This is a genomic window from Pseudomonas sp. AB39(2026), assembly GCF_059831485.1.
This window is the reverse complement of record NZ_CP195212.1, coordinates 183,594-202,822: the sequence shown is the minus strand read 5'-3', so window position 1 is coordinate 202,822 and position 19,229 is coordinate 183,594. Positions and strand designations below refer to the sequence as shown.

17 protein-coding genes are annotated in these 19,229 nt (G+C 59.9%); 6 read left to right on the top strand and 11 right to left on the bottom strand.

What is annotated here, in order from left to right:
• Positions 1 to 87: 87 nt before the first annotated feature.
• Entirely contained in the window at positions 88 to 753 is a 666-nt protein-coding gene (locus ACSAMW_RS00845) for a helix-turn-helix domain-containing protein (protein WP_500592229.1), read from the bottom strand.
• A 136-nt stretch (positions 754 to 889) separates the two neighbouring features.
• Between ACSAMW_RS00845 and ACSAMW_RS00840 the strand changes: the two genes are divergently transcribed.
• From ACSAMW_RS00840 to ACSAMW_RS00820, 5 genes are all read left to right on the top strand, one after another.
• On the top strand, positions 890 to 1,147 hold the full coding sequence (locus ACSAMW_RS00840; protein ID WP_500592228.1) for a DUF6124 family protein: 258 nt from the start codon (positions 890 to 892) through the stop codon (positions 1,145 to 1,147).
• 69 nt (positions 1,148 to 1,216) lie between these two features.
• Positions 1,217 to 2,368, top strand: coding sequence for a M14 family metallopeptidase (locus ACSAMW_RS00835; protein WP_500592227.1), 1,152 nt, complete (start codon positions 1,217 to 1,219; stop codon positions 2,366 to 2,368).
• Positions 2,369 to 2,438: 70 nt separating this feature from the next.
• Entirely contained in the window at positions 2,439 to 2,945 is a 507-nt protein-coding gene (locus ACSAMW_RS00830; RefSeq protein WP_500592226.1) for a sigma-70 family RNA polymerase sigma factor, read from the top strand.
• A complete protein-coding gene (locus ACSAMW_RS00825; RefSeq protein ID WP_500592225.1) occupies positions 2,942 to 3,703 on the top strand; it encodes an anti-sigma factor family protein in 762 nt (253 codons plus the stop codon). The genes ACSAMW_RS00830 and ACSAMW_RS00825 overlap by 4 nt, the downstream gene beginning before the upstream one ends.
• 145 nt (positions 3,704 to 3,848) lie before the next feature.
• A complete protein-coding gene (locus tag ACSAMW_RS00820; RefSeq protein WP_500592224.1) occupies positions 3,849 to 5,129 on the top strand; it encodes a leucine-rich repeat-containing protein kinase family protein in 1,281 nt (426 codons plus the stop codon).
• A 70-nt stretch (positions 5,130 to 5,199) separates the two neighbouring features.
• Here ACSAMW_RS00820 and ACSAMW_RS00815 read toward each other — a convergent pair whose 3' ends face one another.
• The 10 genes from ACSAMW_RS00815 to sdhC form a co-directional block, all read right to left on the bottom strand.
• Complete coding sequence (locus tag ACSAMW_RS00815) at positions 5,200 to 5,904, bottom strand: YebC/PmpR family DNA-binding transcriptional regulator (protein WP_500592223.1); 705 nt, start codon at positions 5,902 to 5,904, stop codon at positions 5,200 to 5,202.
• Positions 5,905 to 6,038: 134 nt separating this feature from the next.
• Positions 6,039 to 6,920, bottom strand: a complete 882-nt coding sequence (gene sucD, locus ACSAMW_RS00810; RefSeq protein WP_040262774.1) for a succinate--CoA ligase subunit alpha — start codon at positions 6,918 to 6,920, stop codon at positions 6,039 to 6,041.
• On the bottom strand, positions 6,920 to 8,086 hold the full coding sequence (gene sucC, locus ACSAMW_RS00805; protein WP_168080550.1) for an ADP-forming succinate--CoA ligase subunit beta: 1,167 nt from the start codon (positions 8,084 to 8,086) through the stop codon (positions 6,920 to 6,922). The genes sucD and sucC overlap by 1 nt, the downstream gene beginning before the upstream one ends.
• 203 nt (positions 8,087 to 8,289) lie before the next feature.
• Complete coding sequence (gene lpdA / locus ACSAMW_RS00800) at positions 8,290 to 9,726, bottom strand: dihydrolipoyl dehydrogenase (RefSeq protein WP_500592222.1); 1,437 nt, start codon at positions 9,724 to 9,726, stop codon at positions 8,290 to 8,292.
• 155 nt (positions 9,727 to 9,881) lie between these two features.
• A complete protein-coding gene (gene odhB / locus ACSAMW_RS00795; protein WP_500592221.1) occupies positions 9,882 to 11,117 on the bottom strand; it encodes a 2-oxoglutarate dehydrogenase complex dihydrolipoyllysine-residue succinyltransferase in 1,236 nt (411 codons plus the stop codon).
• A gap of 39 nt (positions 11,118 to 11,156) precedes the next feature.
• Positions 11,157 to 13,988: a 2-oxoglutarate dehydrogenase E1 component gene (locus tag ACSAMW_RS00790; protein WP_500592220.1), complete on the bottom strand. Its 2,832-nt coding sequence runs from the start codon at positions 13,986 to 13,988 to the stop codon at positions 11,157 to 11,159.
• Between the two features lie 237 nt (positions 13,989 to 14,225).
• Positions 14,226 to 14,930 carry a succinate dehydrogenase iron-sulfur subunit gene (locus tag ACSAMW_RS00785; RefSeq protein WP_500593929.1) on the bottom strand — a complete coding sequence of 235 codons (705 nt, stop codon included), beginning with the start codon at positions 14,928 to 14,930 and terminating at the stop codon, positions 14,226 to 14,228.
• Between the two features lie 14 nt (positions 14,931 to 14,944).
• The gene (gene sdhA, locus ACSAMW_RS00780) at positions 14,945 to 16,717 is read right to left on the bottom strand and encodes a succinate dehydrogenase flavoprotein subunit (RefSeq protein ID WP_500592219.1); all 1,773 of its coding nucleotides are present in this window, start codon (positions 16,715 to 16,717) and stop codon (positions 14,945 to 14,947) included.
• A 3-nt stretch (positions 16,718 to 16,720) separates the two neighbouring features.
• Positions 16,721 to 17,089, bottom strand: a complete 369-nt coding sequence (gene sdhD / locus ACSAMW_RS00775; protein ID WP_168080540.1) for a succinate dehydrogenase, hydrophobic membrane anchor protein — start codon at positions 17,087 to 17,089, stop codon at positions 16,721 to 16,723.
• Complete coding sequence (gene sdhC / locus ACSAMW_RS00770) at positions 17,083 to 17,469, bottom strand: succinate dehydrogenase, cytochrome b556 subunit (protein WP_500592218.1); 387 nt, start codon at positions 17,467 to 17,469, stop codon at positions 17,083 to 17,085. The genes sdhD and sdhC overlap by 7 nt, the downstream gene beginning before the upstream one ends.
• 352 nt (positions 17,470 to 17,821) lie before the next feature.
• Here sdhC and gltA point away from each other — a divergent pair, with 352 nt between their 5' ends.
• Positions 17,822 to 19,111 (top strand): citrate synthase, encoded by a 1,290-nt coding sequence (gene gltA, locus ACSAMW_RS00765; protein WP_168080538.1) that lies wholly within the window; start codon positions 17,822 to 17,824, stop codon positions 19,109 to 19,111.
• Positions 19,112 to 19,229: the final 118 nt, after the last annotated feature.

Genomic DNA, 19,229 nt, shown 5'->3' with positions numbered 1-19,229 from the left:
AAAAACAATAACAGGTGGCCTGAAAACAATAAGAACAGCGATCGCGACATACCTTGAGGGGAGCTTCGGCTCCCCTCTCTGCATTCGTCAGGCCAGTACCAGCATCGCTCTTACCACTGTGCCCTTCAGCTGCCAGCCGTCTTCCCAGCTTAGCACTGGCCAGGTTGGGTTCAGCGCGCGCAGGTAACGGCGCCCACCCTCTTCCTGGAGCTCACGAAAAACAGCTTGCTGCTGGTTCGGTACGCTTACCAGCACCAGTTGGCCGACTTCAGGGCTCGCGAAAGGGTCAACCAGAATCAGCGAGCCTGCAGGTACGCTTCTGCCATGGGCTGCGCTCATACTCTCTCCAGTGACTTCCAGCAAGAATGCCGGCCCGGCCGCCTGGTAGTCCGACAGGTAGCTCAGGCCAGTACTGTAGGCCGCAATAGAGGGTTTGTCGTCTGCAGCTGCCGCCCACTTCAGTAAGGGATAGCGAAACCCTGGCTGAGTGAAGACCCCTGGTGGCATGCTCCCGGAAGCTCCAAGGTCATAGCGACCGGACTGTTCATTCACGCGCAGCACCTGAACGACTTCCAGGTCTTTCTCACCCAGCTCTTTGAGAATGCGGTTCATGGTATCCAGGTCTGGCTTGCGCCTGCCACTGAGCCAGTGATTGATCGCGCCTTGCGAACAATTGACACGTTCTGCCAGTTGTTCCTGTGTCAGGCGCCGCTGGCGCATTCTGTCTTTGACTATATCGATCCAAGTGTCCATGGCGCGTACCTTACTGGCCGAAATGCCAAGAGCCATACATCCCCTGTAATAGATTATCGACTCAATCACTACTGTCCGTAATTTATACTGCGACCTGCCTGTTTCGCCTACTGCCTATGGAGCCTATATGCCGACCATGCCTACACATTCAACGTTCGAGCCTTCAGCCCTCGCTGCCTCGCTGCCACTGTCCGAGGTGCTTGCCCACGCTGACGCCTTGTTACACTGTGCCTCTGCCGTGGCCTACGAAAGCGCCGACCAGCGACATGGGCAATCCCGGCATCTGGCGCTGAGTGTGGTGCATTTGGTGGACATGGCCAGGGCACTCGTAGTGCGCAGCCTCGAACAACCTGCCGATGGGAAGGATGCACCACCCACCCCGGGCAGCGAGTGAAGGGGATGGGGGTGAGCCAAGGCAGGTAGCGGGTGTACACTCCGATTTTGTTCTCGAGCGAAAATTACCATGCATGCCACGGCTACCCGTATCGATATTCACGCGAATTTTGACACTGGAAACATCCAGGTACTGGATACTACCGACCCGGCCAACCTCCGCCTGGCAATCCGCCCGGACAGCCAAAGCGCGCATCTGCAATGGTTTCACTTCCGTGCCGAGGGGCTTACCCTCGGCCAGCAATATACCTTCGTGCTTGGCAACGCCAGCCAGTCCTCCTACCCCAATGCCTGGTCAGGCTACCAAGCTGTTGCCTCGGTCGACGGCGAGCAGTGGTTCAGGGTGCCGACCCACTACGATGGGCAATCCCTGCGGTTCAGCACCGAAGCACAGGGCATGGCCATGTCGTTCGCCTACTTCGAGCCCTACCGGGAAGCGCGTCACCTGGCCTTGCTGGAGCGTGCCCGTCAGGTGGCGGGCATGCAGCAGCTAGCGGTTGGCCACTCACTCGAAGGCCGCGCCTTACCCCTGTTCCGCATGGGGAACGGGGCCGCACACAAACGCAAGGTATGGCTGATCGCACAGCAGCACCCTGGGGAGCACATGGCCGAATGGTTTATGGAAGGCATTGTCACCGCATTGGAGCGTGCCGAACCATGGATGCAGACGCTGTTGCAACAGGTGGAGCTCTACCTGATCCTGAACATGAACCCTGATGGCGCGTTCCATGGCCACTTGCGCACCAATGCGGCTGGGAGGGACCTCAACCGTGCCTGGCAGAACGCAACGCCTGGGGAAACGCCTGAAGTCCACTTTGCGTTGCAGCATATGGTGCACTACGGGGTCGATCTGTTCATTGACGCCCACGGCGACGAAGAGATCCCCCACGTGTTTACCGCCGCCTGCGAAGGCAACCCTGGGTATACCCCGCGTATCGCCCGCCTGGAAGCCCGGTTTCGCCAGGCGCTGTGCGAGCAGACTCCCGATTTCCAGCAGGTGCATGGCTATACACGAGATGAGCCCGGCCAGGCCAACATGACACTGGCCTGCAATGCCATAGGCCAACGTTTTGATTGCCTGTCGATGACCCTGGAAATGCCTTTCAAGGACCACTTGGACGCACCCAATACCCGGACGGGTTGGTCAGGTGCACGCTCGGCGCAATTGGCGCAAGACATGCTCAAGGTCATAAGCACCCTCGCCCCTCTGCTTCGCGACTGATCCACAGCGCAGGCGGGAATAAACCGGCCAAAGGGGCGTCTAGCTGACTCGCCCCGTTATGCGTGATGCCATGAACGACCTTGAGGATTCACTCCGTGAGCTGTTGCCTCGGCTGCGGCGCTTCGCACTGTCGCTAACCCGCAACAGCCACGACGCTGAGGACCTGGTGCAGGCTACCCTGGAACGCGCGTTCACCCGGTGGAAAGGCAAGCGCGCAGAGGGTGACCTTCGGGCCTGGCTCTTTTCGATTCTCTACCGTCGGTTTGTAGACAACCACCGCAGCGCCAAGCGCTATGCCCGCATGCTGGCGCTGTTTAGCCAGCGCGATGATGCCCTGCCATCCGCTGAACGCACCGTAGTGGCCCAGGCAGCACTGGGCGCTTTCAATCAGTTGAAGCCAGAGCAGCGAGCACTGCTGTTCGCCATTACGGTAGAAGGGCTTAGTTACCAGCAGGCCGCTGTGATGCTGGAAGTGCCCCTGGGCACCGTCATGTCGCGGCTGTCCCGGGCCCGCAAAGCCCTACACAAACTCACTGACGGTGATATCACCTCACCTGCCCTGCGGATTTACAAATGATCGCCCTGCCCCCTAGCGAACATGACCTTCATGCCTACGTTGACCAGCACTTAAGTGCAGCGGACCGCCAGCGACTGGAGGCCTGGCTGGCTGAACATCCCGAAACGGCCGAGGAGGTGCACGCGTGGCAACGTGACGCCAACCGCCTGCGGGCTGCGTGGAGCGGCCCCCTTCAAAGCATGATAGACAGCCCTCTGGACCCTGCGATGCTCAGGCACCGGGTTTGGCAGCGACGCTCCCGTGAACTGGCACAGGCCGCCGCGCTGGTGATCGCTATAGGCGCCGGCGCTGTAGGCGGCTGGCAAGCACGTGGCCCTGACAGCACGCGGCTGGCTGCGGCGCCAATGACCGATGCCCTTCAAGCTTATCGCCTGTTTGCCGTGCAAGGCGTGTTGCCCGCCGATTACACCACACAGCAGCGTCACGACCTCCAGGCCTGGCTTGACCGGTATTTCAACCACGCGCAGCGCCTGCCGGACCTGTCAGCGGCTGGGTTCGAGCCTGGAAGCGCACGCCTTCTCAACACCGACCAGGGGCCTGCTGTCATGGTGGTGTATACCAACGCCCGTGGCGAGCATGCCAGTTTCTATGTCAGGCCGCCGGGGCCGGGTTATCACAGGCTGCCGCGTGGCACGCGCAGGGATGGCGAACTGCAGGCCGATTATTGGTCAGACCGCACCTACAACTACGCCATGGTCAGCAGCGTAGGGCTATCGACCCGCCAGGCACTCGAACAGGCCATGGGGGAAGGCATCTAGCTTATAATCTGCGCCTTGAATGCTATCCCGAGACAGCGCCGATGACAGCCCTGGCCATCAACCTATTCACGATCCACCCTCAGTACAAGGGCCACATAGCGAGCCGCAGCCCTCTGGGCCAAGGGTCTTGCAGGCCTGTAACAGCATGACCGCACTGGAACGCTTGCGCGCCGGCGCGATGGCCGGTGCCACCCGGCTGGACCTCCAACTGGGGTTGGCAGAAGTGCCCCACGACGTGCTGGGCCTGGCCGATACGCTGGAAATACTCAACCTCAGCGGTAATCGCCTGACGACCTTGCCTGCGTGGCTGCCTCAGCTGAAGCGGTTGAAGGTGATCTTCTGTTCGGGCAACCCTTTCAAGCGGCTGCCCGAAGTGCTGGGCTTGTGCCCGGCCTTGGAGATGATTGGGTTCAAAGGGTGCGAGCTGGTCGACATACCCGCAGCCTCACTACCTGGCACGCTCCGTTGGCTGATCCTGACGGACAACCATATTACGCATCTGCCCGACGTGTTCGATCGCTGCCCTGGCTTGCAAAAACTGATGCTGGCCGGTAACCGGCTAACTGCGCTGGCCCCTACGCTGGAAACCTGCAGCCAACTGGAATTGTTGCGCATTGCCTGTAATCAGTTAGAGCGCCTGCCGGCCGAACTGCTCACGCTGCCACGGTTGGCGTGGCTAGCGTGTGCGGGTAACCGTTTTTCCGCTGTACCGGCGAGTGAGCATGAGAGCGCTCGGGTGCCCTGGAGCACGTTAACGCTGCAACATACCCTTGGTGAAGGCGCGTCTGGAATGGTGTACCGCGCCTTGCTGCCTACTGGGACGCCGGTTGCCGTGAAGTGTTTCAAGGGGCACCGCACCAGTGACGGCTCACCCGAAGATGAGATCGCAGCTTGCCTGCACGCGGGCAGCCATCCCAGCCTGGTGCCTTTGCGTGGCCAACTGGAAGGACAGCCTACCGGGTTACCTGGGCTTGTGATGGACCTGATCGACCCGGCCTACCAGGTGCTGGCAGGGCCGCCCAGCCTGAGCAGCTGTACCCGCGATAACTACACACCTGGCCTGCACCTTGAAGCCGCCACTGCCCACGCCCTGCTCACCAGCATCGCAGGCGCTGCACGCCATCTCCATGCACGGGGCGTGATGCATGGCGACCTGTACGGGCACAACGTGCTGTATAGAGAGGATGGTCACGCGCTGCTGGGGGACTTCGGTGCTGCTTGCCGGTATGTACCCGACGCAGGCCCGTTCGCACGGGGCCTGGAGGCTTTGGAAGTACGAGCATTCGGGATACTGCTGGAGGAAGTGGCCATGCGATGCGCGGAGGCACCGGCCGACTGGACCGCATTGAGCGTTGCCTGCCAGCAACCAGACCCTACAGCCCGGCCGCTATTTAACGACGTGGAGCACCGGTTGCTCGCAGGCTAAAGGTTGTAAGCCGCTGACAGTGCCAGGTATCAAGCGCCCAACAGCGAGCGCTTGCCTGCGAGTGCACTTGTTAACCGGCCAAGCCTACGTAAACGTTCTGGACGTCGTCGTGGCCATCGATCGCGTCCAGAAACGCCTCGACATCGGCCAATTGAGCTTCATCCGACAGCGCGACCGGGTTCTTGGCAACGTAGCCGATCTTGGCAGACAGCACCGTAAAGCCTTGCTCCGGCAGGGCCTTCTGGACCGCATCCACATCCGTGGCTTCAGTCAGGAACAGGGTAGCGCCCTCTTCGGCTGGCTCGAAATCCTGGGCACCGGCCTCGATTGCGGCCAGTTCCGGATCAGCGTCGGCTGTGTCAGGCGCCGCCTCGATCATGCCTAGGTGGCTGAAATCCCAAGAGACGGAGCCTTCAGCGCCCAGCTGGCCTTTGCGGAACAGTACACGGATTTCCGCCACAGTACGCTTTACGTTGTCAGTCAGGCATTCCACGATCACAGGCACCTGGTGAGGGGCAAACCCTTCGTATTTCACCAAGGTGTACTGAACGGCTTCGCCACTGAGGCCTGCCCCTTTATTGATGGCACGCTCAAGGGTGTCACGGGGCATGGAAGCTTTTTTAGCCTGCTCCACTGCCAAGCGCAGGCGCGGGTTCATGTCAGGGTCTGCACCAGCACGGGCAGCAATCTGGATTTCCTTGGCCAGCTTGCCAAAAATACGCCCTTTGGCGTTGGCTGCTGCTTCTCTGTGTTTTGCTTTCCACTGTGCGCCCATGGCTCATCTCTTTGTTCGTGTTTCAGGTACTGGCCTGAGTAGCCAATGCCGGGGATCGTCAGTCTATACGATTGCGCAGCCTGGAAAAAACAAAGGCCACCCGAAGGTGGCCTCTGCTTGCAGCGAGCGGTGAATTACTTCACAGCCCAGCCGGTCAGTTCGGCCAAGGCCTTACCGATGTCCGCCAGCGAACGCACGGTTTTAACGCCAGCGTCCTGCAAGGCAGCAAACTTCTCGTCTGCAGTGCCTTTACCGCCGGAGATGATTGCGCCAGCGTGGCCCATACGCTTGCCAGGCGGTGCAGTAACACCGGCAATGTACGAAACAACAGGCTTGGTTACGTTAGCCTTGATGAAGGCAGCGGCTTCTTCTTCAGCCGAACCACCGATTTCGCCGATCATCACGATCGCCTCGGTTTTCGGGTCTTCCTGGAACAGCTTCAGGATGTCGATGAAGGTAGAGCCTGGGATCGGGTCGCCACCGATACCTACGCAGGTGGACTGACCGAAACCGGCGTCAGTGGTCTGCTTGACCGCTTCGTAGGTCAGGGTGCCGGAGCGGGAAACGATACCCACTTTGCCTGGCAAGTGAATGTGACCTGGCATGATGCCGATCTTGCATTCGCCTGGGGTGATGACACCTGGGCAGTTCGGGCCGATCAGGCGTACGCCCAGTTCGTCGCACTTAACCTTGGCGTCCAGCATGTCCAGGGTAGGAATGCCTTCGGTAATACAGACGATCAGCTTGATGCCGCCGAACGCCGCTTCAAGGATGGAATCCTTGCAGAACGGAGCCGGTACGTAGATGACCGAAGCCTCAGCGCCGGTGGCTTCTACCGCTTCCTTGACCGTATTGAACACGGGCAGGTTAAGGTGGGTAGTGCCGCCCTTGCCCGGGGTCACGCCGCCAACCATCTTGGTGCCGTAGGCGATGGCTTGTTCGGAGTGGAAGGTACCCTGCGAGCCGGTGAAGCCCTGGCAGATGACTTTGGTGTCTTTATTGATCAGGACGCTCATTACTTGCCCTCCGCGGCTTTGACGACTTGTTGAGCAGCGTCGGTCAGGCTGGTAGCCGCGATAATGTTCAAACCACTTTCTGCGAGCACCTTGGCGCCCAGTTCAGCGTTGTTGCCTTCAAGGCGAACCACTACCGGGATTTTCACGCCGACTTCTTTCACCGCGCCGATGATGCCTTCGGCAATCATGTCGCAACGAACGATACCGCCGAAGATGTTAACCAGTACTGCAGCCACGTTGGCGTCGGACAGAATGATCTTGAACGCTTCGGTCACACGTTCCTTGGTGGCGCCACCGCCTACGTCGAGGAAGTTGGCTGGCTTGCCGCCATGCAGGTTGACGATGTCCATGGTGCCCATGGCCAGGCCAGCGCCGTTGACCATGCAGCCGATGTTGCCTTCCAGGGCAACGTAGTTCAGTTCGAACTTGGCAGCGTGGGCTTCGCGCGGGTCGTCCTGAGACGGGTCATGGAACGTCTTGAGCTTTGGCTGACGGTACATGGCGTTGGCGTCGATGTTGATCTTGGCATCCAGGCAATGCAGGTCGCCGTCAGCCTTGATCACCAGCGGGTTCACTTCCAGCAGGGCCAGGTCGTGGTCCTTGAACAGCTTGGCCAGGCCAGTGAAGATCTTGGCGAACTGAGCCACTTGCTTGCCTTCCAGGCCCAGCTGGAACGCCAGGTCACGGCCCTGGAACGGCTGAGCGCCTACCAATGGATCAACCGTAGCCTTGAGGATTTTTTCCGGCGTGTCGTGGGCGATCTTCTCGATGTCCACACCACCTTCGGTGGAAGCCATGAACACAATGCGACGGCTTGCACGGTCAACCACAGCGCCCAGGTACAGTTCCTTGGCGATGTCGGTGCACGACTCGACCAGAATCTTGGTCACTGGCTGGCCGTTGGCATCAGTTTGATAAGTGACCAGACGCTTGCCCAACCACTGTGCTGCGAACGCCTTGGCGTCTTCGCGGCTTTTGACCAGCTTGACGCCGCCGGCCTTGCCACGGCCACCGGCGTGGACCTGTGCCTTGACGACCCACTCGGTGCCGCCAATCTTGTCGCACGCTTCGGCTGCCGCTTCCGGGGTGTCTACTGCGAAACCTGTGGATACTGGCAGGCCGTATTCAGCGAACAGCTGCTTACCCTGATACTCGTGAAGGTTCATGCTTATTACCGTCTTCGTTAGGTACTGCACTTTCGGCGCTGCACTCATGGGAGTGCCGCACCACCTGTGACTGCTGCCCGCGACCATTGCCTGGAATGCAAAGCAGGCTTTGCGCCCCTGGCTGTCGCGGGGTGAGTCCAGCGTGCGTTCCGCGGTGCGCCATGGTGGCGTACGACGGGCAGCACACTGTGGTTTCTTGTTGTTTAACGCTTCTTGCGGTTGGCGATGTGAATGGCACCGCCATTCACGGCCAGGGCTGCTTCATGCAACGCTTCGGACAAGGTGGGGTGCGAGAACACCATCATGCCGAGGTCTTCTGCACTGGTGCCGAACTCCATCCCGATAGCCCCTTGCTGTACCAGCTCGGCGGCGCTTGGGCCAATCACGTGAACGCCCAGCACACGGTCGGTTTTCGCGTCGGCGATCACCTTGACGAAACCACCGGTGTCATTGGCCGCCATGGCACGGCCACTGGCCGCGAATGGGAAGGTCCCGACGTTGACTTCCACGCCTTCGGCTTTCAAGGTTTGCTCGGTCTTGCCTACCCATGCCACCTCTGGGTGGGTGTAGATAACCGATGGGATCAGGTCGTAGCTCATCGTGGCTTTGTGGCCCTTGATACGTTCTACCACCATGATGCCCTCTTCCGACGCCTTGTGCGCCAGCATCAGGCCGCGTACCACGTCACCGATGGCATATACGCCAGGCACGCTGGTAGCGCAGTAATCATCGACAAAGATGAAACCGCGCTCATCGATGTCCACGCCGCTGTCCGAAGCCAGCAGGTCGGTGGTCACCGGGCGACGGCCTACAGCAACGATCAGCTTGTCGAAGACGATTTTCTGTTCGCCGTTGGCATCGGTGTAGGTCACTTCAACTTCTTCGCCCGTGACCTTGGAACCGGTGACGCGCGCGCCCAGCTTGATGTTCAGGCCTTGCTTGGTGAACGTCTTGAAGGCTTCCTTGGACACCGCTTCGTCAGCGGCTGGCAGGAATTTCTCCAACGCCTCGAGCACGGTGACTTCAGCACCCAGGCGAGCCCAGACGGAACCCAGCTCCAGGCCGATAACACCGGCACCGATCACACCCAAGCGCTTGGGCACGGTCTGGAATTCCAAGGCGCCCGTGGAGTCCACGATCACATTCTGATCCACCGGGGCGGGTGGAATGTCGATCGGGCGAGAACCGGATGCCAGGATCACATTGTCCGCTTCCACCACTTCAACGTTGCCATCTTTGCCAGTGACTTCAACCTTCTTGCCAGCGATCAGCTTGCCGTGGCCTTCCAGCAGGGTCACGCCGTTGGCTTTGAACAAGGTCGCCACGCCGCCGGTGAGGTTCTTCACGATCTGGGACTTGCGCCCGACCATTGCCGGCACGTCCATGCTCATGCCCGCATGGTTGATGCCATGGGCCTTGAAACCATGCTCGGCCTCGTGGAACTTCCAGGAACTGTCCAGGAGTGCCTTTGAGGGAATGCAGCCGACGTTCAGGCAGGTACCGCCTAGTGCGGTTTTGCCTTCCTTGTCCTGATATTTCTCGATACAGGCGGTTTTCAGGCCAAGCTGAGCCGCCTTGATGGCCGCTACGTAGCCACCAGGGCCGGCACCAATCACAACGACGTCGAATTTCTGGGTCATATGGGTTCCTTAGCGCTACAGGTTTCGAGCTACAAGCCTCAAGCTTCAAGCGACAAGTTGACGCGGGTGAAACATGCAACAGGGCAAGTCGCACCACCGCTATCAACTTGCTGCTTGCCGCTTGCAACTTGCCGCTCGCAGCTTGCAGCTGCGATTTAGATGTCGAGCAGCAGACGAGCTGGGTCTTCCAGCAGGTTCTTGATGGTAACGAGGAAGGTTACCGCTTCCTTGCCATCAATCAAACGGTGATCGTACGAGAGGGCCAGATACATCATCGGCCGAATGACCACTTGGCCATTGATGGCCATGGGGCGCTGCAGGATGTTGTGCATGCCCAGGATCGCCGCCTGAGGTGGGTTCACGATAGGCGTGGACATCATCGAACCGAAGGTTCCGCCATTGGTGATGGTGAAGGTGCCGCCGGTCATCTCTTCGATGGACAGCTTGCCATCACGGGCCTTTTTGCCAAAGGTGGCGATGCCGTTTTCAATTTCAGCCAGGCTCATCTGCTCGGCATTGCGCAGCACGGGTACGACCAAGCCACGGTCGCTGGAAACGGCAACGCCGACGTCTGCATAGCCATGGTAGACAATGTCTGAACCGTCAATGGAAGCGTTGACAGCCGGGAAGCGCTTGAGGGCCTCGGTAGCAGCCTTCACAAAGAAGGACATGAAGCCCAGGCGCACGCCATTGTGGGACTTCTCGAACAGGTCCTTGTACTTCGAACGCAGTGCCATGACTTCGGTCATGTCCACTTCGTTGAACGTAGTAAGCATGGCCATGTTCGATTGTGCTTCGACCAGGCGTTCCGCCACCTTGGCACGCAGGCGGGTCATTGGAACGCGTTTTTCAGTACGGTCACCGGCAGCAGCCGTAATCGGAGCAGCCGCAGCGGCTGGCTTGGCAGCAGGTGCCTGAGCGGGTGCGTTCTTCTTCGCTTCGACCGCAGCGACAACGTCTTCCTTGGTGATACGGCCGTCCTTGCCGGTGCCCTTTATGCTGTTCAAGGCCAGGCCATTTTCTTCAGCCAGCTTACGGGCAGCCGGGCCGCCCATGGCGTCGTCATCAGCGCTTGCAGGCGCTGCAGCTGCAGCAGCCACGGTAGCCTCGGCCGAAGCAGAGGCCGGCGCAGCAGCAGGCGCTGCGGCGGCACCGCCCGCTTCAATGGAGCCCAGCAGCTCATCAGAAAGCACGGTATCGCCTTCGTTCTTGACAATAGCACCCAGCACGCCATCGGCCGTTGCAAGCACCTCCAGCACAACCTTGTCGGTTTCGATGTCGACGATCAACTCGTCACGCTTGACGGCGTCCCCTGGCTTCTTGTGCCAAGTGGCTACGGTACCGTCGGCGACCGATTCCGGGAAAGTAGGGGCTTTGATCTCGATAGCCATTATCAGTGGTTCCTTAATTCGGTTTCAGTGCGCGTGGCGTTAGACGGAGAAAGCATCGTTGAGCAGTTTTTCCTGCTGCTCCACGTGCATCGAGGCGTAACCGACCGCAGGCGCTGCCGAAGCATCACGGCCCGCGTATTCAAGCACCAGCGCCTTGTTGTGGTTGCCGATGATACGGCGCATGTGGTGCTGGCTGCTGTACCACGCGCCCTGGTTCATCGGCTCTTCCTGGCACCATACGACGTTCTGCAGGTTGGTGTAGGGTGCGAGGATGTCCGCCAGGTCGTTGTCCGGGAACGGATAGAGCTGTTCCAGGCGCAGAATGATGGTGTCTTCACGCCCATCGGCACGGCGTTTTTCCAGCAAGTCGTAGTACACCTTGCCACTGCACAGCACCAGCCGCGTGACCTTCGCCGGGTCCAGGGTGTCGACTTCCGGAATGACGGTCTGGAAGGAACCCTGAGCCAGGTCTTCCAGGGTCGATACCGCCAGCTTGTGACGCAGCAGCGACTTGGGCGTGAGCACGATCAACGGCTTGCGCAGCGGGCGGATCACCTGGCGACGCAACAGATGGTAGATCTGGGCCGGGGTGGTCGGCACGCACACCTGGATGTTGTGCTCGGCGCACAGCTGCAGGTAACGCTCAAGGCGTGCAGAGGAGTGCTCAGGGCCTTGGCCTTCATAACCGTGCGGCAGCAGCATGGTCAGGCCACACAGCCGGCCCCACTTGTTCTCGCCACTGGTGATGAACTGGTCGATGACCACTTGAGCGCCGTTGGCAAAGTCACCGAACTGCGCTTCCCAGATCACCAGTGAGTTGGGCGACGTGGTTGCATAGCCGTACTCGAAGCCCAGTACGGCTTCCTCGGACAACAGAGAGTCGTACAGTTCGAAGCTCGGCTGGCCTGCGAACAGGTGACGCATAGGGGTGTAGGCGCTGCCATCCTTCTGGTTGTGCAGCACGGCATGCCGGTGCGAGAAGGTACCACGGCCTACGTCCTGGCCGGTGATCCGGACCGGATGGCCTTCGAACAGCAGGGTGGCGTACGCCATGGTTTCGGCGTAACCCCAGTTGATAGGCAAGCCACCGGCCTGCATCTTCTGGCGGTCTTCATAGATTTTTGCCACCTGGCGCTGAACAACCAGGCCGTCCGGCACTTCCAGCAACTTGGAGGACAGCTGTTGCAGCGTCTTGAGGTCGAAGCTGGTGTCATGGCGTGCGGTCCACGCATGGCCCAAGTAAGGACGCCAGTCGACGAACAGTTCCTTGTTGGGCTCCTTGACCAGGCTTTTCACCACATGAAGGCCGTTGTCCAGGGCGCTGCGGTACTCGTCCACTTGGGACTGAGCCACGTCGGCGGTCAGGGCATTGCTCTGCACCAGATGCTCGGCGTACAGCTCGCGGGTGGTGCGCTGCTTTGCGATCTGCTGGTACATCAGTGGCTGGGTGCCGCTAGGTTCGTCAGCCTCGTTATGGCCACGACGGCGGTAGCACACCAGGTCGATCACTACATCGCGCTTGTACTGCATGCGGTAGTCGATGGCAAGCTGGGTCACGAACAGCACGGCTTCCGGGTCATCGCCGTTCACGTGCAGGATCGGAGCCTGGATCATCTTGGCAACGTCGGTGCAATACTCGGTAGAGCGAGAGTCGCGCGGGTTGCTGATGGTGAAGCCAACCTGGTTGTTGATCACGATATGCACAGTGCCGCCGGTCTTGAAACCGCGGGTCTGTGACATCTGGAAGGTTTCGAGCACCACGCCTTGGCCAGCGAAGGCCGCATCCCCGTGGATCGAGACGGGTACTACCTTGTCACCCACCGCATCGTTGCGGCGATCCTGACGGGCGCGCACAGACCCTTCGACCACAGGGGACACGATTTCAAGGTGAGACGGGTTGAATGCGAGCGCCAGGTGCACTTCGCCACCGGACGTCATCACGTTGGACGAGAAGCCCTGGTGATATTTCACGTCACCGGAGCCCAGTTCAACCTTCTTCTTGCCTTCGAACTCATCGAACAGGTCGCGCGGGTTCTTGCCGAACGTATTGACCAGCACGTTGAGCCGGCCCCGGTGGGCCATGCCGATGACGAGTTCCTTGGTGCCGTAGGAGCCGGACCGCTGAATGATCTCGTCCAGCATGGGAATAAGGCTTTCACCCCCTTCCAGGCCGAAGCGCTTGGTGCCAGGGTATTTGGTGCCCAGGTACTTTTCCAGGCCCTCGGCAGCGGTCACTCGCTCCAGCACATGGGTTTGCACTTCAGGCGAGTATTGAGGCCGGCCACGGACGCTTTCCAGGCGCTGCTGGAACCAGGCGCGCTGTTCGGAATCGACGATGTGAGTGAATTCGGCGCCAATGGTGCGGCAATATGTCAGCTGTAACGCTTCCTGGATCTCGCGTAGGCTCGCCTCCTCCTTACCGATGAACAGGTCGCCGGTACGGAAGGTCGTGTCAAGATCGGCATTGGTCAAGCCGTAATGATTGATTGAAAGGTCTGCCGGAGCGGGCCGTTGCCACAAACCCAGCGGGTCCAGCTGGGCGGCCTGGTGGCCCTGCATCCGGTACGCATGAATCATGCGCAGCACTTCCACCTGCTTTTTCTCGTGCTCACTGCTCACGCTCCCGGCGGAAACCGGCTGAGCGCGCCGCTGGTTCTTGGCCAGGAGCACGAAATGGTCGCGAATGGTGGAGTGCGAAACATCGGGGGCGGTGCTGCCTTCGGCGGGCAACTTCTGAAAGTAGGTGCGCCACTCTTCTGGCACAGCGTTAGGGTCGTGCAGGTAAAGCTCATAGAGCTCTTCCACATAGGCAGCGTTACCACCTGAAAGGTGGGCGCTATCCCACATGCGCTGCATCACGCTTTCTTGCATGCTTGGTCACCCTCGGTTAGGGGCCACCATCGGCGCGAACAGGGCGTGCCTGAACAAGTCTGGTGCAGCGACTCGAACACGGCCACCAAGGTCTCGCAGATAGTCCGGGTACCAGCCCGGATGCCCCTGCTGGTCTATTTCTTCAAGTAAGAGCAGCGGTACAAGCCCACCGCTCAAGTCGTAGCCGTAGCCGGGCTTACAAGCCCGGGCATGGCATTTTCGGGTGCAACGGGTGTATCAGATACCGCTTTGCAGCAACATGTTCCGCACGTGGCCGATGGCTTTGGTAGGGTTCAGACCCTTGGGGCACACGTTCACACAGTTCATGATCCCACGGCAGCGGAACACACTGAACGGGTCGTCCATGGCAGCCAGGCGCTCATCGGTACGGGTATCACGGCTGTCAGCCAGAAAACGGTAGGCCTGAAGCAGTGCAGCGGGCCCCAGGAACTTGTCCGGGTTCCACCAGAACGATGGGCACGACGTGGAGCAACAGGCGCACAGAATGCACTCGTACAGCCCATCCAGCTTCTCACGGTCTTCAGGGGACTGAAGGCGCTCGATAGCCGGCGCGGGCGTATCGTTCTGCAGGTAAGGCTTCACCTTCTCGTACTGCTTGTAGAAGATGCTCATGTCGACGACCAGGTCACGAATGACTGGCAACCCCGGCAGTGGCCGCAAGACCAGCTTGTTGCCCTTGACCACCGCCGAGAGCGGCGTAATGCAAGCCAGGCCATTCTTGCCATTGATGTTCATGCCATCGGAACCGCACACGCCCTCACGGCACGAGCGACGGTACGAAAAGCCTTCGTCCTGTTCCTTGATAAGGGCCAGTACGTCCAGCACCATCAAGTCCTTGCCCCCGGTGTCGACCTGGAAGTCGACCATTTTCGGCGCGGCGTCCTGGTCCGGGTTGTAACGATAAACACTGACTTGCAACATAGCGGTCATCACCCTTAGTAGGTCCGGATTTTAGGTTCGAAAGCCGGCACGGTTTTCGGCGCGAAGTTCACGGCACGCTTGGCGACTCGCTTCTCACCCGGGAAGTACAGGGTGTGGCACAGCCAGTTCTCATCGTCACGGTCTTCGTAGTCTTCGCGTGCATGGGCACCGCGCGACTCCTTGCGCTCCTCGGCCGCAATTGCAGTGGCCTCGGCGACTTCCAGTAGGTTCTGCAGTTCAAGTGCCTCGATACGGGCGGTGTTGAACCCCTGGCTCTTGTCGTTGATCTTCACATTGGCGATTCGTTCACGCAGGCTGGCCAGCTGGGCAATGCCCTGCTGCATATATTCACCGGTACGGAACACACCAAAGAAGTTCTGCATGCAGCTTTGCAGTTCGCGGCGCAGCGTGGCAACGTCTTCACCCGTGCTGCGCTCGTTCAGGCCACTCAAGCGGGCCAAAGCCACGTCCACGTCGGTCGCGCTGGCATCGCGGTACTCGATACCTTCGCTCAGCGCCTTCTCAAGGTGCAGGCCAGCGGCACGGCCGAATACGACCAGGTCCAGCAAGGAGTTGCCACCCAAGCGGTTGGCGCCGTGAACCGACACGCACGCCACTTCACCCACTGCAAACAGGCCAGGAATGATAACGTCCTTGCCTTCGGCATCGAGGGTCATGGCCTGGCCATGGATGTTGGTGGCAACGCCGCCCATCATGTAGTGGCAGGTAGGAACAACCGGCACAGGCGCTACTACAGGGTCCACGTGCGCGAAGGTTTTGGACAGCTCGCAGATACCCGGCAAGCGGCTGTGCAGCACTTCCTCGCCCAGGTGGTCGAGCTTGAGCATCACATGGTCGCCGTTGGGGCCACAGCCATTACCGGCAATGATTTCCTTGACCATGGAGCGGGCCACTACGTCACGGCCCGCGAGGTCCTTGGCGTTGGGCGCATAACGCTCCATGAAACGCTCGCCGTGCTTGTTGATGAGGTAACCCCCTTCACCACGGCAGCCTTCGGTGACCAGTACACCTGCGCCGGCAATGCCGGTGGGGTGGAACTGCCACATTTCGATGTCCTGCACCGGCACGCCAGCACGCAACGCCATGCCTACGCCGTCACCGGTGTTGATCAGGGCATTGGTAGTGGATGCATAGATGCGGCCTGCCCCACCTGTAGCCAATACCGTGGCCTTGGCACGGATATAGACGGTTTCGCCGGTCTCGATGCAGATAGCGATCACGCCAACAAAGGCACCGTCCTGGTTCTTGACCAGATCCACGGCGTACCACTCGTTCAGGAAGGTGGTACCCGCTTTCAGGTTGCCCTGGTACAGGGTGTGCAGGAGAGCGTGACCGGTACGGTCCGAAGCAGCGCAGGTACGCGCAGCTTGGCCACCCTTGCCGAAGTCCTTGGACTGACCACCGAACGGGCGCTGATAGATGCGGCCGGTTTCAGTACGGGAAAACGGCAAGCCCATGTGGTCCAGCTCGAAAACGGCTGCCGGGCCTTCCTGACACATGTATTCGATTGCGTCCTGGTCACCGATGTAGTCCGACCCTTTCACGGTGTCGTACATGTGCCAGCGCCAGTCATCGTTCGGGTCCGCCGAGGCGATCGCACAGGTAATGCCACCCTGGGCCGAAACGGTGTGAGAACGGGTTGGGAACACCTTGGTGACTACGGCAGTCTTGTGGCCGCCTTGAGCCAGCTGCAGCGCGGCACGCATGCCGGCGCCGCCACCACCGATGATGATGGCGTCATAATTGAGCGTACGGATGTTGGACATGGATCAAATACCCCAGAGAATCTGCACACCCCAGACGAAGTAGGCGAACATTGCTACGCCACATACCGCCTGGAACAGGAACCGCACGACAGTGGCCGACTTGCCCAGCGCCATGGGCGTGAGGTAGTCGGTGGAGATGGTCCACATGCCGACCCACGCATGGGCGCTGAGGGCCACCAGGGCCAACAGGCTGAAGATGCGCATCCAGTTGTTGGAGAACAGGGCATGCCACTGGGCAAAGTCCAGGCCGGGGTGCACGACCAGGTAGCCGATCAGAAAAATGAAGTACACCGCGAGAACGACAGCCGAAACCCGCTGCGCCATCCAGTCGTAAAGGCCCGAACGGGACAGGTTAGTGACGTTGGTTACCATATCCAGACTCCTGCCAGAACGATCAGCACTACAGAAACGACGATGACGATCTTGGAGCCGCGCTTGCCGCCCTCGAGCGTCTCGCCCACCCCGGTATCCATGATCAGGTGGCGAACGCCGGCCACCAGATGGTAAAGCAGAGCGGAGAGCAGGCCCCACATCACGAGCTTGGCCAGCGGACTGGTCAGATACGCCTTCACCTCGCCAAAGCCTTCCTCGGAGCCCAGCGATTTGCCCAGCGCGTAGAGCGCGATGGCAATGCCGACAAAGAGGATGACACCGGAAACGCGATGGAGAATGGACGTGTAAGCAGTGACGGGAAGTTTGATGGTCCTTAGGTCTAGGTTTACAGGTCGTTGGCTATTCACGGCTTTTTTCACACTGAAGAGCCCCCAGCAAGCAGGGCAAAGTTGTAGGGAAGTGTACTGGTCAGGTACCCACCACCCGGGGAGTGACGACGCCAGCGGAAACGGGCCAAAAGCCCCTGACGGTCGGACGCCGAGTATAGACAGTTAGGATACTAATGACAACGTAAAGGACTGTTCCTGAAACCGCGTTGCGGCGGCACTACAAAAGGCGTAAATAAATGTGAAGGGACCCTCCAACGCTGCTGCCACGGGGCTTGCAGGGCGGGGGGTGCGGCAAATTGACTTTAGTATTTATCCCACTATAGTGGTGCGGGCCCTGCGTGGGGGGTCTGTCAGATGATTCGAAGCATTAACAGGAGGCCACATGGCTGACAAGAAAGCGCAGTTGATCATCGAGGGCGCCGCCCCCGTTGACCTGCCGATTTTAACCGGCACCGTTGGTCCCGAAGTCATAGACGTGCGAACCCTGACCGCCTCAGGTCACTTCACGTTCGACCCAGGCTTCATGTCCACCGCTTCGTGCGAGTCGAAAATCACCTACATTGACGGTGACCAAGGCATCCTGCTGCACCGCGGCTACCCCATCGAGCAGTTGGCCGAACACTCCGATTACCTGGAAACCTGCTACCTGCTGCTTAACGGCGAACTGCCAAACGCCGAGCAAAAGGCGAGTTTCGTCAGCAATGTGAAGAACCACACCATGGTGCACGAGCAGTTGAAGACCTTCTTCAACGGCTTCCGTCGTGATGCACACCCCATGGCGATCATGTGCGGCGTCGTAGGTGCCCTGTCGGCGTTCTACCACGACTCCCTGGACATCAATAATCCCCAGCACCGAGAAATCTCGGCCATTCGCCTGGTGGCGAAAATGCCGACCCTGGCCGCGATGGTATACAAGTACTCCATGGGTCAGCCCATGATGTACCCGCGCAACGACCTGTCGTATGCCGAAAACTTCCTGCACATGATGTTCAACACCCCGTGCGAAATCAAACCGATCAGCCCGGTGCTGGCCCGCGCCATGGACCGGATTTTCATTCTGCACGCCGACCATGAGCAGAATGCGTCCACGTCCACCGTGCGCCTCGCCGGTTCGTCCGGCGCCAACCCGTTCGCCTGCATCGCCGCGGGTATCGCAGCGCTCTGGGGCCCCGCACACGGGGGCGCCAACGAAGCCGTGCTGGCCATGCTGGACGAAATTGGGGATGTCTCCAACATCGACACCTACATCGCCAAGGCCAAGGACAAGAACGATCCGTTCAAGCTCATGGGCTTCGGTCACCGGGTGTACAAAAACTTCGATCCGCGCGCCAAGGTCATGAAACAGACCTGCGATGAAGTGCTGGCCGAGCTGGGTATCAAGAACGACCCGCAGCTGGAACTGGCCATGCGCCTGGACGAGATCGCGCGCAATGACCCTTACTTCAAGGAGCGCAACCTTTACCCGAACGTGGACTTCTACTCGGGGATCATTCTGAAAGCCATTGGTATTCCTACCAGCATGTTCACGGTGATCTTCGCCCTGGCGCGCACCGTTGGCTGGATTTCACACTGGAAGGAAATGCTCTCCAGCCCGTACAAGATCGGCCGCCCACGCCAGTTGTATACCGGCGAAACACAGCGCGATCTGCAAAAGCTCGAAGACCGCAAATAAGTTATAGCCCGACTTCGCCAGCCCTCTTCTGCTGGCGAAGTTGTCCCTCCTTCCTGCACCGCCTAAATCACACTTCGAAAATTGCCCGGTGAGGTCATTGGCACCCGGCGCCGCTACT

What these genes read in the sequence shown, in the direction of transcription:
- ACSAMW_RS00845 (WP_500592229.1), bottom strand. Translation starts at nt 753, where the DNA reads ATGGACACTTGGATCGATATAGTCAAAGACAGAATGCGCCAGCGGCGC.
- ACSAMW_RS00840 (WP_500592228.1), top strand. Translation starts at nt 890, where the DNA reads ATGCCTACACATTCAACGTTCGAGCCTTCAGCCCTCGCTGCCTCGCTG.
- ACSAMW_RS00835 (WP_500592227.1), top strand. Translation starts at nt 1,217, where the DNA reads ATGCATGCCACGGCTACCCGTATCGATATTCACGCGAATTTTGACACT.
- ACSAMW_RS00830 (WP_500592226.1), top strand. Translation starts at nt 2,439, where the DNA reads ATGAACGACCTTGAGGATTCACTCCGTGAGCTGTTGCCTCGGCTGCGG.
- ACSAMW_RS00825 (WP_500592225.1), top strand. Translation starts at nt 2,942, where the DNA reads ATGATCGCCCTGCCCCCTAGCGAACATGACCTTCATGCCTACGTTGAC.
- ACSAMW_RS00820 (WP_500592224.1), top strand. Translation starts at nt 3,849, where the DNA reads ATGACCGCACTGGAACGCTTGCGCGCCGGCGCGATGGCCGGTGCCACC.
- ACSAMW_RS00815 (WP_500592223.1), bottom strand. Translation starts at nt 5,904, where the DNA reads ATGGGCGCACAGTGGAAAGCAAAACACAGAGAAGCAGCAGCCAACGCC.
- sucD (WP_040262774.1), bottom strand. Translation starts at nt 6,920, where the DNA reads ATGAGCGTCCTGATCAATAAAGACACCAAAGTCATCTGCCAGGGCTTC.
- sucC (WP_168080550.1), bottom strand. Translation starts at nt 8,086, where the DNA reads ATGAACCTTCACGAGTATCAGGGTAAGCAGCTGTTCGCTGAATACGGC.
- lpdA (WP_500592222.1), bottom strand. Translation starts at nt 9,726, where the DNA reads ATGACCCAGAAATTCGACGTCGTTGTGATTGGTGCCGGCCCTGGTGGC.
- odhB (WP_500592221.1), bottom strand. Translation starts at nt 11,117, where the DNA reads ATGGCTATCGAGATCAAAGCCCCTACTTTCCCGGAATCGGTCGCCGAC.
- ACSAMW_RS00790 (WP_500592220.1), bottom strand. Translation starts at nt 13,988, where the DNA reads ATGCAAGAAAGCGTGATGCAGCGCATGTGGGATAGCGCCCACCTTTCA.
- ACSAMW_RS00785 (WP_500593929.1), bottom strand. Translation starts at nt 14,930, where the DNA reads ATGTTGCAAGTCAGTGTTTATCGTTACAACCCGGACCAGGACGCCGCG.
- sdhA (WP_500592219.1), bottom strand. Translation starts at nt 16,717, where the DNA reads ATGTCCAACATCCGTACGCTCAATTATGACGCCATCATCATCGGTGGT.
- sdhD (WP_168080540.1), bottom strand. Translation starts at nt 17,089, where the DNA reads ATGGTAACCAACGTCACTAACCTGTCCCGTTCGGGCCTTTACGACTGG.
- gltA (WP_168080538.1), top strand. Translation starts at nt 17,822, where the DNA reads ATGGCTGACAAGAAAGCGCAGTTGATCATCGAGGGCGCCGCCCCCGTT.